Annotated in this window: 10 protein-coding genes; 6 read left to right on the top strand and 4 right to left on the bottom strand. The window is 67.7% G+C overall.

Translation table 11 applies throughout. The features are described from left to right. From VFG33_RS29920 to eccCa, 3 genes are all read right to left on the bottom strand, one after another. The coding region (locus VFG33_RS29920) for a hypothetical protein (RefSeq protein ID WP_325056334.1) at positions 1–722 on the bottom strand (722 nt) is incomplete at its 3' end. Positions 723–727: 5 nt separating this feature from the next. Further along, positions 728–1,096 carry a hypothetical protein gene (locus VFG33_RS29915; protein WP_325056333.1) on the bottom strand — a complete coding sequence of 123 codons (369 nt, stop codon included), beginning with the start codon at positions 1,094–1,096 and terminating at the stop codon, positions 728–730. 46 nt (positions 1,097–1,142) lie between these two features. Further along, the gene (eccCa, locus tag VFG33_RS29910) at positions 1,143–5,102 is read right to left on the bottom strand and encodes a type VII secretion protein EccCa (protein ID WP_325056332.1); all 3,960 of its coding nucleotides are present in this window, start codon (positions 5,100–5,102) and stop codon (positions 1,143–1,145) included. A gap of 155 nt (positions 5,103–5,257) precedes the next feature. Between eccCa and VFG33_RS29905 the strand changes: the two genes are divergently transcribed. Together VFG33_RS29905 and VFG33_RS29900 are read left to right on the top strand one after the other, a co-directional pair. Beyond that, on the top strand, positions 5,258–5,575 hold the full coding sequence (locus tag VFG33_RS29905; protein ID WP_325056331.1) for a hypothetical protein: 318 nt from the start codon (positions 5,258–5,260) through the stop codon (positions 5,573–5,575). Positions 5,576–5,608: 33 nt separating this feature from the next. Beyond that, the gene (locus tag VFG33_RS29900; RefSeq protein ID WP_325056330.1) at positions 5,609–5,911 is read left to right on the top strand and encodes a hypothetical protein; all 303 of its coding nucleotides are present in this window, start codon (positions 5,609–5,611) and stop codon (positions 5,909–5,911) included. A gap of 71 nt (positions 5,912–5,982) precedes the next feature. Here VFG33_RS29900 and mycP read toward each other — a convergent pair whose 3' ends face one another. After that, positions 5,983–7,275 (bottom strand): type VII secretion-associated serine protease mycosin, encoded by a 1,293-nt coding sequence (gene mycP, locus VFG33_RS29895; RefSeq protein WP_325056329.1) that lies wholly within the window; start codon positions 7,273–7,275, stop codon positions 5,983–5,985. A gap of 119 nt (positions 7,276–7,394) precedes the next feature. On the opposite strand from mycP, the gene VFG33_RS29890 reads away from it, so the two are divergent. The 4 genes from VFG33_RS29890 to VFG33_RS29875 all read left to right on the top strand — a co-directional run. After that, positions 7,395–7,784, top strand: a complete 390-nt coding sequence (locus VFG33_RS29890; protein WP_325056328.1) for a YbaB/EbfC family nucleoid-associated protein — start codon at positions 7,395–7,397, stop codon at positions 7,782–7,784. Further along, complete coding sequence (locus tag VFG33_RS29885) at positions 7,781–8,128, top strand: hypothetical protein (protein WP_325056327.1); 348 nt, start codon at positions 7,781–7,783, stop codon at positions 8,126–8,128. The genes VFG33_RS29890 and VFG33_RS29885 overlap by 4 nt, the downstream gene beginning before the upstream one ends. Beyond that, on the top strand, positions 8,125–10,422 hold the full coding sequence (locus VFG33_RS29880; RefSeq protein WP_325056326.1) for a WXG100-like domain-containing protein: 2,298 nt from the start codon (positions 8,125–8,127) through the stop codon (positions 10,420–10,422). The genes VFG33_RS29885 and VFG33_RS29880 overlap by 4 nt, the downstream gene beginning before the upstream one ends. After that, on the top strand, positions 10,325–13,502 hold a 3,178-nt coding region (locus VFG33_RS29875; RefSeq protein ID WP_349256428.1), incomplete at its 3' end, for a DNA/RNA non-specific endonuclease. The genes VFG33_RS29880 and VFG33_RS29875, both read left to right, overlap by 98 nt.

The raw sequence follows: 13,502 nt of genomic DNA, 5'->3' as shown, positions 1-13,502 counted from the left end.
CCCGCACCCGCCGCTCCTGTCCCAGCACCGGCTCCAGCCGCCCCAGCACCGGACTGCTCGCCCGCGGCACCAGATCCACTGGAAGTCCCCGTGCCACTCGGCCCGGCAGCTTTCGCTCCTGTACCCGTTGACATGCTGTTCCCGGCCCCCGGGCCATCCCATTTCAATTCCTGTCCTGCCTCCAGTAGCTGTGGCCCGGTGATGGTGTAGCGCTCAGCCAGAGTGTTCAGGTCAGCTCCTGCCTTCTGCACGATTGGCTGACCCTGGGCAACGAATTCCGCCTCGAGGGCCGCAAGATCCGCGGGGAGGACGTAGGCAAGAGCTGCCTGATACTTCTTCATCAGTTCGTCGATCTGGCCCTTGGCAGTAGCGGTCGCGGTAGCTGTGGCTCCGATCGCCTCGGACATGGATGTGAGTGCGCTGGGCGCCCTGGTCGTGCTGTCGCGTGAGGCGGCGAGTGAGTTGGTGGAAGCCTGCTGGGCCTGGTCGAACAAGGACGAGTCGGCAGGGCTCTTCCAGGAGCCCAGCAGATCCCTGCTCAGCTGAGGAAAGGTCGCGAGCACGTCGTCGAGCGCGGTCGTCGACTTGGTCCACATCGTTGCCGACGTCGCGAGCTGTCCTTGGACTGCCTTCTCGGACTGCGCGATGGTATCGATCTGGGTCATCGCGGTCTGCAGCGCTTCCATCGTCGTGGCTGCATTCGCGAGAGAGGTGTAGTCCATGGCGATCAGTTGCCTTTCTCAAAGATCGGGTTGACGGCTGTTGGACCGTCGTGCGGTTTCAAGAGGGCTTGCATCCGGCTGTTGGTCAGTTGGATGAGGCCCAGGTGCTCCTGCCCGATCGCGGAGACGGCCGTGCGGTAGCCCGTCAGGCCTTCCGACGTTTTCGACATGTACTGCACCAGCAGCTCCCGGGCTGCTCGCTCGTTCTGCAGGAAGGCCTGTCCCTCCTCCATCGTTCCCGCCGTGCCCGAAGAGGCGGAGTTGCTCGCAACCTCCCCCATCGTGGTGTTGAAGGCGCTGGCGATCCCGTCCATGCTCGAGCCGAAGTGGTCGAACGAGTCGGTGTTCGTGACGTTGATGTCGCCTTGTGGCATCGATCCTCCTTGGTCAGCAGCGGTGTGACCCGCTCGTGGTGTCGTCTCAGCCGGCCGGTTGGTCGTCCGAAGGTGGGTGGGTGAGCTGAATGAGTTGGCTGTTGCCCTGGCGGTTCACCAGATAGCCGCGCCCAGGCGGCATCGGCTGTGCTCGGAGACCACCCAGCAGTGGGCCCTCGTCACGACTGCCCGACAGCAACAGGCCCGGCGAACCCATGTCGCGGATGCGCGCCAGTACAGGCTCGAAGAGACCGCGCATCGCGCCACCGGTTCGGCGTGCCGCGAAGATCCGCAGCCCGATGTCGCCGGCATGCGGAATGAACGGGAGCAGTGGCATCAGCGGATGAGCCTCCGACGAGGCCACCAGGTCGAAGTCGTCGATGAGCACGAAGATGTCCGGCCCTTGCCACCACGAGCGGTCCCGCAGTTCCTGGGGCGTCACCTCCGGGCCAGGTAGCCGTGCTTCGAGGAGCTGGACCACGCCGCCGATCAGGTTGGCCGTCACCTGGTGGTTCGTGCCGTAGCCGACCAGGTGCTCGCCCTCGATGCCGCCGAGCAGACTCCGGCGGTGATCGATGACCAGCATCCGCGCCTGCTCTGGCGGGTACGTCTCCTGGATCCGCGCGGCGAGCGTACGAAGGAAGCCACTCTTGCCGGACCCGGTGTCGCCGAGCACGATGAAGGTGGGATTGGCCGCGGGATCGAGCAGGACCGGTCCCAGGCTGCGTTCCGCCACGCCGACCGCCAGCCCGGCCTGGAGTGAACTCGCGCCCGACACGGTCTCGTAGGGAACATCCGGCGGGAGCAGTTTGATGGTCGGCGCCGGCGCGTCGGGCCAGGCCGCGCGAACACTCTGCACCAGTGCGGCGAGGCCGACCGACACCCGTTCCGCACCGGCCGGCTCGCGCAGGCGTGGTGTCGCGATGAGGAAATGGTGCTTGCCGCTGGTCACGCCCCGGCCGGGCGACCGCTCCGGGACCTGGATCGCGGCTCGCCGGTCGACCAGTGAGTCGGTCGGATCACCGAGCCGCAGTTCCAGTTTGGTGCCACACAGATCCCGGACATTGGTGCGCAGATCGAACCACCGGGCCACGCTCACCATCAGGTGCACACCATAGGCCAGCCCTCTGGTCGCGATGTCGGCCAGCAGCGGCTCGAGATCCTCGAAGTCCTTGCGAATCGTCGCCCAGCCGTCCACCACCAGGAACACATCGCCGTACTGCGAGTCCGCGTGTTCGCCCCGGCGGCGTTGTTCGCGGTAGGCCTCCATGCTGTCGACCCCGGCCTGCGAGAAGGCGCTCTCCCGGGCCGCGATGATGCCGACGATCTCGATCACGGTCCGGCGGACCGCGTTGATGTCCTGCCGTCCCGCGACGCCGCCGACATGCGGCAGATCGCGGAGCCCACTCAGTGTTCCGCCGCCGAAGTCGAGACAGTAGAACTGAACTTGTTGCGGGGTGTGGGTCAACGCGAGCCCGGCGATCAAGGTGACCAGCGTCGTACTCTTGCCACTCTGCGGGGAGCCTGCCACTGCCACGTGGCCGGCGCCTGCCGACAGATCGACGAACAGCGGATCACGCCGTTGCTCGAGCGGCCTGTCGACGATACCGGCGATCGTGACGAGTCCTCCCGGCCGCACCGCGCCGCCTGATCCCTGGTCTCCGGGCAGCAGAGCTCCCAGCGGAGGAGGAGCATCCAGCGGCGGCAGCCAGATCTGGTGCGCAGGAGTTCCCTTGCCCTCGAAACGATCGACCAGGACGTCCATCAGGCTCTCGCCGATCGCCTCGTCGAAGACGCCGTCCGGATCGGGTGCCGTCTCCTCGGACTCGTCCTCGACCGCGGCTGCGACGTACCCGCTGGAATAGTCGAGGAGCTCCAGTGAGTCGTCGGCGGTGACCGGAAACGCACCGGGGGCCGGCCGCCGATGAAGGCCGGAGACGTAGGCCGAGCGGAACCGGTCCATCTGCTCGGTGCCGACGCGCAGGAAGCCGTGGCCCGGAGCACGGGGCAGGTGGAAGGCGTCGTTGACCCCCAGCACGGTACGGCTGTCGATGTCGGAGAACGTCCTCAGCCCGATCCGGTAGGACAGGTGAGCCTCCAGCCCTCGCAGCCGCCCTTCCTCCAGGCGCTGGCTGGCCAGGAGCAGGTGGACGCCGAGCGAGCGCCCGACCCGGCCGATCTGGACGAACATGTCGATGAAGTCCGGGCGGGCGGTGAGCAGTTCGCTGAACTCGTCACAGATCACCAACAGGGTAGGGACCTCGTCGAGCGGCGCACCCGCGGCGCGGGCCTTCTCGTAGTCCCGGAGCGAGGAGAAGTTGCCCGCGGCCCGGAGAAGCTCCTGCCGTCGTAGCAGTTCGCCGTTGATGGCGTCGGCCATCCGGTCCACCAACTCGAGTTCCTCGGCGAGGTTGGTGATGACGGCACTGGTGTGGGGCAGCTTGTCCAACCGGGTGAACGTCGCGCCACCCTTGAAGTCGACCAGGGCGAAGTTCAGCGATCGCGGCGGATGAGTGATCGCCAGCGCCAGCACCAGGGTGCGGAGCAGTTCGCTCTTTCCGGAACCGGTCGCTCCGATCAGCAGGCCGTGCGGCCCCATGCCTTCCTGGGCGGACTCCTTGAGGTCCAGCTCGATCGGCAGCCCGTCCGCCCGCAGACCGAACCGGACCCGGAGCCGGTCACGGCTCGGCCGCGGCAGCCAGGTGTCGTCCGGATCGAAGTCGAACGGATCACCGAGGTCCAGCAGTTCGGCGAGTCCCAGGTCCGCGCTGAGAGGCTGCTCGCCGTGGGTTCCCGCGGTCAGACGGAGGGGGGCCAGTTGCCGGGCCAGTCCCTCGACCGTGACGATGTCCAGGCCGTCGGCGTGGCCGAGCCGTTGGTCCCCTTCCATCGTCTCGGCCGAGAGGTTGCCCTCGGCATCGATATCGAGGCTGATGGCGCTGGAGTCGATCGCCCGGGGCGGTGGGAAGGTCAGATCGAGGAGTGTGACGCCTTCGAGGCCGGCGCCGACCAGCAGGTGGTCGGATCCATCGGTGTCACCACCGTCGATGATGACGACCAGGTGCGGGCTGCTGATCCCGCCGCCGCTGTCCGGATCGAACCGCGGCCGGTTGGTCAGCAGGTCGTCGAGCATCGCCTCGAGCGCGGCGATCGAGGGAGCGATCAGCCGCAGCGGACCCAGCGCGTCGCTCCGCTCCGGATGCAGGGCATGCGGCAGCCACTTGGCCCAGTCCCAGTCCGCGCGCCGGTTCGCGTCGGCGCAGATCGCGATCCGCAGGTTGTCCGGAGCATGCAGTGTCACCAGCTGGGCGACCATCGCCCGGGCCAGGGCGGTGGACCGGCCGCCGTCCCCCGGCAGATAGATCCGGGCGAATCCCGTGACCGCGATGGCGAGCGGTAGCTCCGGCACCTTCGCGTACGTCGACACGAAGCGGCGAAGGGCGAGCGCCGACAGGGGTTCGAGCCGTTCGAGTGGCTGGGTGTCAGGGGGCACGATGGCGGTCGCCGGCCCCTGGGGACCGACGCCGATCCGGGTCACCCCGAAGTCGGAGTCGTCCTGCCGACGCTCCCACAACCGATAGCTGCCTGCCAGTGCCCACAACGAACCGGGGTCGGGGTGAACATAGCTCAAGGCGTCGCGCTGCTGGTCGATCGAGCGGCCCAGCCGGAGCCGCTGCTGCGCGAGGTGGCGCAGATAGCTGCGCCTGGCCTGACCCATCTCGGCCTTTCCCGATCCGCTCCGGGTGACCAGGGTGACCACGACCATGCCGACCATGGCCAGTCCGAACAAGCCGAAGACCACATAGCGCAGGCTGCTGGCGATGCTGCCGGACAGCATCAGCATCATCGCGCCCATCATCGCGACCATCGGCAGCACCATCAGCATCTGTGCCCATTGCCGGCCGCCGGGCTCCGGCACCTCAGGGGGTGCCTCGAGCAACAACTCGCCACTGGGCAGCTCCGGAACTGGGCGCCGCATCGGCCGCCGGACCACCATTGTTGCCATCGCCGGGTTCCTCCCACGAGATCGATCTGATCGTGATCATCACCCGCTGCGGCCGCCTCGCGGGGCCAGTGGCAGGAAGGTGTCGTCGACGGTTCCGCCGCCCGGTCGCTGCCTACGGTTTCGGCGAAAGCTCCAGAACAAGAAGGGAGTGAGTGATGTCCACCTTTATCCAAGGCCTCACCGACCAGATGGCCCACCACGCCAATCAGACGATGGCGTACGGCGATCTGCTCGGCACGAACGGCACTCGTGTCAGCACCACGAGCGCGGATCTCGTCGGGCCGTCCTGGCGTGGTCCGGCTGCCCAGAGCAATCTCCAGGGCTCTGACAACTGGGTCCAGGCCGCGAACCTCAAAGGCCGGGATCTGGCGCACCGGCAGGGAGAGGGCGGTCAGCGGATCACCGGCCACTACGAGCAGCACGGATCGTACATGCTGCAGCAGTTGTCGTCCGTGTCCATGCCGACCGCCTGATCGGCGGCGGCACCGAGAGAAAGGAAACCCCCGATGACCGAGATCTTCCAGCAGTTCGGTGGGATGACGGACGGCGCACTGTCCTACCGCAACGCGGCACAAGAGCGGATGACCGCCTCCGAGGACCACGTCAGTCTGGTGCGTGGCCTGGAGAGCGGAGCGTGGATGGACCCCACGTACGACGACTACTTCGTCAGCGCCAAGTTGGGAACCGACATGACCCACCAGCACGGTGTCGATCTCAACAACCGAGGCACCGTCGTGGACCAGTGCGTGATGGACGGTGAGAGCACCCTGGCAACCACTCGGGGAATCGCCCAGAGTCTCGTTGTCTGATTGCCGACTCGCACTCGTCGAACCACAAGGAACCCCCGGCCATCAGGCCGGGGGTTCCTTCCGTTCCGGGGTCAGTCCGAGCGAGTGAAGAGGTATTCCGGCGGCAGGTCCGCCGCGACGGGGCGGCGGCTCCGGCCGATGGTCGTTCGGCTCGCGGACCAGCGCCGGCGTCGGCCGGCGACCAGGAGCGAGCTGAGGATCAGGGTCAGCAGGGTTCCACCGACAGCGAGTGCGGTCATCTCCCGCGCGTTCAAACCGGCCGACCGCCACCAGGCCGAAACCGCCAGTTGGTGTTCGTCGGGCGGCGGCAAAGTCATCGGCGGGATCGCCCTGGCCGCGGTGCCGATCATCCCTTCCGTCACGGCTCGATAGGGATCCACGATCCCCGCCCCGTACTGCGTACTCTCACTTCCGCCGCGGGCCGGTGTCGCGGTGGCCATCAGCCGCTGGATCACCTGCGGTGCGGTGAGCCTGGGCCAGGCCGCCCGCACCAGAGCGGCCGCGCCGGCGACGAAGGGCGCGGCGAAGCTGGTGCCGTCGACATAGGCGTGCCCGGTCTGTCTGGTCGCCGCCAGAACCGCTGCACCAGGTGCGACCAGGTCGACGTACGGGCCGATCTGAGAGTTCTGCTGTCGCGCGCCGGCGTTGGTGATCGCACCGACCCCCAGCACTCCGGGGTACGAGGAGGGATAGGACGGAAGCTGCCCGCTGTCGGCGTCCTGCTGGTTGCCGACGGCAGCCACGACCACTACGTCCCGCTTCACCGCGTACGCGATGGCCTGCCGGACCGGTGCTTGGTCACGGTCCCCGGACATGGACAGGTTGATCACCCGGGCGCCCTGGTCGACGGCGTACCTGATGCCCTTGGCAAGGATTGCCGGATCGATGATCTCGGTCTGGCCGGAATCGCCCGTCTCGCGTTCGCTGACCCGGACGGGAAGGATCCGGGCACCCGGTGCGACGCCGGCGAAGCCCACGCCGGTCGCGGTGTCGGCGGCGATGATACTGGCGACTCCGGTCCCGTGCGAGACACAGTCGTAGTTGCCCGGCAACGTTCCGACCAAGTAGAAGTCGCGGCCGCGCAGCACCTTCCCGGCGCGGCGGAGCTGGGGGTGGTCGGCGTCGACGCCGGAGTCCACCACGGCGACGGTGACACCGCTACCGGTGCTGAAGGGCCAGGCTCGCTGCGGCTTCAGCAGTTGTTGTGCCCACGGAAGCAACGGCTCCGTACGCCGGCCGGGCTCCGGACGGCTGCAGGCGCCACGTGGAGGGGCGGCCGCCGCCGGCGCGACCACCGGAGCTCCGATCACCAGCGTGGTCATGGCCAGCGCTGTCACGAACCGTTTCGCGGACTTGTTGCTCACGGGATCGAGGGTGCTCGATCGATCGCCGTCCCCAGCGATCGTGGCCGGAAGAGGTCAGCACGCCGACAGCCACCAGGTCCCGGCCTTAACTGGTGCGCACCAGCGAGCGAGGAGGCCGGATGAGTCCCCGTGAGCACGATGCCACCGGTGACCGGGCGTTGCTCGGCAAGCTCGAGGAGATCGAGCGTGACGCACAGCGGATCCGCCAGGCCGTGATGGATTCGACCGGAACGGCGGAGTCCACCGACGGGCTGATCGAAGCGACCGTCGGTGCACACGGCGAGCTGTTGGACCTGGTGCTGGATCCGCGGATCTACCGCACCCAGGACGCCGACGCCCTGGCCGGGCAGATTCGTGCGGCCGTCAACGAAGCCGGCCTCGACGCCCAGGAGAAGCTGCGCCGGGACCTCACGCCGCAGCTGCCGCGGACGGGGCCTGGAGCCGGCCGGCTGACCTTCGAATCACTCCTGCGCCAGTTCGGTCAGCTCGACGACAGGCCGGTCCGATGAGCCCGCAGTCGATCAACTTCGGTGGCGTCGGCGACATCGACATGCTCCCGGCCGAGACCCATGAGGCGGTCAGCCGAATCTTCCAGGCCGGCGGCATCTTCGGGGATCGGTGGAAGGCTCTCGGCCCCGCGATCGACGCCGACGAGCAGATCGTCAACACCGGATTCGATGAGCTGAGCAGCGCGTTCCGAACCCAGTACAACGCCATCAAGCCTCAGCTGCAGCAGTTCAGCGACCAGGTCCAGCCGAAGCTCGAGGAGGTGGGCACCGCAGGCAACGCCATCGTGGTCCGGTACCTGGAGCTGACGCAACAGCAGGTCGACCGGATGCGATCACTCAAGTGATCCCTGAGCCGACCACCGAACTCTGGTCGTGGCTGCGATGGGCCTGGGACACCCTCATCTGGTGCCCGGCGGACGAGGACGCCGCGAAGCGGATGGGTGACGCGTGGCAGGAGTGCGCGGCGGCTCTGCGTGCCACCGTTGATCAGGCCGATGCTGCGAACAAGCAGCTACCGGGAGTCTGGCGGGACGTACCAGGAATCCTGTACCAGCGAAAACTTGACCGGACGCTGAACAGCGATGGCTACCGGGCTGTCATCCCGGCCATGGAGGAGATGGCGAAGCTCTGCCATGACTTCGCCCTGCAAGTGGCCTCGGTGAAGCACCAGATCTACGCCGAACTGGCCCTGAACGCGTTGGAGTTCGCCGCCACCTTCGCGCTACCACCAGGCCTCGGCGACCTCGCTCGCCTCCGACTGATCGTGTCCGTCGGCACCAAGATCGTCAACGTGATCCGGGGCGCTGCCGCGGCTTTCGGACGGAGCGGGGCCTTGGCAGGCCGGATTCTCAGTACTGTCCTTGGCCAGACGCTCGAGGGAGGAGCCGCGGATATCGCGGCCCAGACCATGGACAAGATGGGGGGATTCCGGAAGGACTACGACTGGAAACAGACCGCGGTCAGTGCGGCCGGCGAGGTGGTGGGCGCGGGAGCGAGCCGGGTGATCGCGCCGATCGGGGTGGTCGGTTCAGCCCCCGCGGGACTGGTTGCCGGCGCACTGAGGCGTGGTGAGGGTGGCACCGAGCTGTTCGAACAGAGTGGCCACGCGTTCGTCGTGAACGGGATCACCTCGCCAGTGGTCGGGACGGCCGTCCAGGCCGTTGCTGATGGCAAGCTGTCGGAGGTCGGGCCGGGGGAGTACCTGAGCGCCATCGGCACCCAAGGGCTGATGTCCGGTGCGCTGGGCAGCTCGCGGATCGTCTCGGGGCACGCCGGCGAGACACTCGGCGCAAAGTGGATCAATGCCGTCAACGGCCCGTCCACCCCTGCGGTCGACAGCCCGGTCGTCCCACAGCCCACCGATCCACCCGGCCCGCCTCCACCCGCCCCGGCCGATCCCGCAGGATCCACGGCAGGAGCGGGAGCGACTTCGGATACTGGCCACGCAGGTCCGGTGAGCTCGGGCGGACAAGGTACCGGCACCAGTGGAAGTGACGCGGCGGGGGGAGCCACCGGGGCCGGCACGGCCGGTGCGAGTTCAACAGGGACCGCCGGCGCCGGAGCTGGAGGTGCCGGAGCTGGAGGTGCTGTCACTGGGGGTGTAGGCACGTCGTCGGGCTCGTCAGCGGGAACGGCCGGCGGATCTTCGGTCGACGGTGGCGGTCGCCCACCCACGGCTTCGCCGACTCACGGTGCCCCGGGGGCTGATGGTTCGGCAAATGGCCACGCAGGAAGACCAGCCGGCCAGCAGACTGCGACTGAGCAGCACCGTGCTGATCCGAGCCAGGAACAGCACGCCGAGGGCCACGAGGAGGACCAGCAAGGCAGGATCGACCAAGCAGGTGCCGACCATCAGCAGGACACCGCCGGCGACCAGATCCCTGGTGACCAGGGCGCCGATGGTCAGACCGTCGATGGTCAGGGCGACGGTGGCGATCAGCAGAGCGTCGCCGAGCAGGTTGCGAGCGACAACGGCAATGTCAGCGATCATCAGGGGCCTGGTAGCGAGCAGGTGCCTGCTGGTGAACAAGGTGTCAGTCAGCAGGATGCTGGCCAGCAGGGGATGTACTCAGGCGTGGTGGCGTCACCGGCCGGGACGCAGGTGGGCCACGGGCTCGCGCACACGGCTACTTCGTCGACCTCCGGCAACCCCGCGCACGCCGTACCGGGAACAGCACAGAATCCCGGCGGCCGGACGAAGGATTCGGACTCCAAGGCAACAGACCCCGAGCACGAGAACCCCGACCAGCAGAGCGAAACGAGTCAGCCGGCCGAATCGACAATCGGCCCAGCGACAGCCTCCAAAGAAGCCGCTGATCCGGAAGGTGAGTCTGGAGGGCGGGGGCCGGTTGATCCGCCGGATGCACCGGGAGATGGCGCGGCGGTGAGTGGGCCCGATGGGTTTGGGTGGTTTGATCCGTCGTCGCCGGAGATTGCAGCTGATCAGCAGCAGGCGTTGGGGCCGATCCATGACTCGACTCCGCGGGACTACCGGGAACACGGCGCGATGGCTTTCGGACTCGCAGGGGCGGCTGCGATCTGTGCAGGCGCATCTGGTTCGTGCTTTCGACGGTTCGGGGCGGACGTCGGCGGACGAGGCAGCGCAGGAGGCCGCGGGGCATCGTGGGATCGCCGGTGACGAGGGTGGTCATGCGCTGGCGTGGCGGTTCTTCAAGGAGACGGTGCTCGAGAACATCTTTCCGCAGAACAGGAACCTGAACCGCAGCGCATTCAAGGAGGTCGAGAACGAATGGGCGGCCTGGCTCAACGCCGGCTTCGAACTCGACGTCGCTGTCAGACTTCCACCCGGCCAGGCTCGCCCCGACAGCGTGACGGTCACTTACGAAGTCACCGATCCGCGGACCGGTCGAACAGTGTGGGCCAGTGGCCGGACGTTCATCAACCAGGCCGGCCAGGCGTTCAGCCGGTACGAGAGCCCGTCGATCAACAGGTTCCGCCCTGGCCGTCCGCAGAACCTCTTCGAGCCATCGGTGATCAGCTCGGCAGCAGCCGATTCCAGCACAGCTGTCGACGGGCCGGAGAGCGCACGCCGTCGACCGGAGCGCTTCTTGCAGGGGTGGGTGCTGGTCAGTGCTGAGTCGGCGCGGGCGATCGTCAGGCCGGAGGTGCTGGCGGCGGCCGGAGTTGCCCAGGTTGTTGACGAGGGCAACGGTGTCTACGAGGTCACGGCGCTTGATGATCGGACCTACCGGCTGATCAAACGGGTTGGTCCGCTGACTGAAGGCACGGTCGCGGAATACGTCGCCGTGCCTGGGGCTGAGCCGACTGCGGAGGTGACTCTGTCCGATCGGCTCGCGCACACGGAGATCGCGCCGGTGCTCGCGCGGATCCTGGCCGAGACCTCGAAGGCCAGTCTGGATCCGACGGCGGCGCAGCTCACCGGTGGCCCGGAGTACAAGATCCTGTCGCCGGCCGGCGATTCGCGTCATGACCCGGAGCTGAAGGCCGAGGATCACGGTGATCTCGCCGAGCTCCGTCAGCAGGCCTTCGCGCATGAACAGTCCGCGGCGATTCGCCGTACCGAGTTCCGCCGGGTGCTCGCCGATCGGATCGCCGCCATGAGTCTGGGCGACAAGCAACCGAATGCGGAGTTGCTCAGAACCATGCTCAGCACGGATGACCGGACATTGGTGGAGCGGTTCCAGGATCGCCAGTCGCCGTTGGACGATCGGGTCTCGAGGGCGGCGTACTTTGTGAAGGCGGTCAGGTCGTCCGGCTGGTCCGCTCTGGTGATCGGTGCCGTCGGCTTCAGCGAGACCGGCGACTGGCGGGTCGGCCTCGCGCTGGCGGCGCCGACGATGGTGAACTCTCTCGTCGGATCGCTGCGCGAGCGCTGGCTGGACTCGAAGAAGGAGGTCGGCAAGAAGCCCGCGTATGACGCCGACCGGGCGGTCCGCGAACGGGAGTATCCCGGACTGAAGGGGCTTCTGGACGGCCCTGCAGCAGGTCCTGCTCCGCCGGCCGTGAAGATGCCCCGGGCAGCAGGGCAGCGATACTACGTCGCTCGGCATCTCGTACCGGCCGTGGCGGCGACGGGCGTGGCCGGAGTGCTGACGCTGGTCGGTGTCCCGGCGCTGTCGACCGCATTGGTGATCGGCACGTCCGCGGTGGCGAAGGCATTCGCGGAGCGGCTGGTCGACAGGAAGAAGTTCGACTTCCGCCTCGGCCGGGTGGACAGCGGTCTCCGGTCGGACCTCGAGAACAGCGAGTCGTTCCAGAACAAGCTGATCGCTTCGCTGGACAGCTATCAGCAAAGGCTGGGGCGGTTGCAGTCGGTGCTGGCGGGGACGACCGATGCCGAGCAGCGAGCCGACCAGCAGCCAGGGGAGATCGTGTCGCCGGGGATGCCCCCGCTGTCGGTTCATGCCTTGGCCCAGGCCATCGACAACGTCGCGGCGGCGATGAGGCGAGTCGTGATGGGCGGTCAGAAGGGTGCGGCCGTCGACACGCCCGAGCTGGCGCGACACCTCAGCCAGCAGGTGGAGGGAATCCTCAACGCGATCGGTCCCGCGATCACGGGTGGACTGCTGGGTGCGGTCGGCGACAAGTTCTTCATGAACCGCGAGGAGGCGGCGAACGACGCCCAGAAGGGCTGGGACAAAACCGAGGTTGAAGCAAGGCGGGGTGCTGCGCTGCTCGAGGCACTCCGCGAGCCGATCCTCGAGCTGCACCAGGTGGTTCAGGATCTCGAACTGCTCGTCAGCCTCGAACATCCCGGCGCCACCCCGGATCTCACCGACCGCGCCGCCGACCTTGCGAACTCCGCGCCGCCGCCGGGCCCGCGGCCGTCTGGCCAGTCGCGGTTCTGGGTCTATGCGGTCCAGGTCTCGGCGGCGGCGATCGGCGGCGCGACCGGCATCGTGGCGCTCGACCAGATCTTCGACCTGCCCAGCCTGAGTGTGGCGCTCACCCTGGCTGGTGTCGGAGGCGGTCTGACCGGAACTCCGGTGGCGAGGTACTTGTTCCGCCGCGCCGAGATCAACCGGAAGGATCATCTTGCGGTTGCCCTGGGCAAGCAATTGGTCGATCCGGCGCAGCTGATCCAGCAGCGTGCGATCGCCAAGTACCTCATCCAGCAGATGCGACTCCAGGCTGAACACCTGCGGGAGCTTCGCAACCCGGCCGTTCAGACGGTTGCCGACGTATCGCCTACTGATCCTGACTACACCGATCGGATCCGCGCGGCGGTCGAGCGGGCCCACACCGACAACCTGCCGCCGGGACAGCCGGAAACCGATAGTGACTTCGACGTACGGCGTCAGCGCGTGGCTGAGCTGGCGCGAATCGAGCGGTTGGCCGCAGACCTCGACTGGCGCACCTTCGATGATCCGAACAGCACCGAGTCGGCGGGCGCGCGGTCGCGGCTCGCGCATGCCATCAACCTGTATGAGCAGATCGCCGATTCTGACGGGGCAACCAAGACCTTCCCTGATCCGGCCACGGTGTCGCCATCAGCCGCTCACCGAGTCACTGGTGGTCCGACCGATCAGATCCGCGCGGGAGTCGCCCAAGCGATCGGCCGCCTTCTCGCCGAGCCGGCCGGCAAGCCGCTGCTGGTCGAACGCCTGACCGCGCTCGAAGAAATCGCCCACGCTACCAACGCGGTCGACCACCACGCCGACTACGCAACCACCGGCCGCGGCACAGCAGACTCGCACGCCCTGCTCCAGCAAGAACTAACCGACAAGATCGCCACCT

Origin of the sequence: Kribbella sp. (assembly GCF_035687465.1) — a bacterium.
Classification (GTDB): Bacteria; Actinomycetota; Actinomycetes; order Propionibacteriales; family Kribbellaceae; genus Kribbella.
This window is presented reverse-complemented; position numbering and strand designations above follow the sequence as displayed.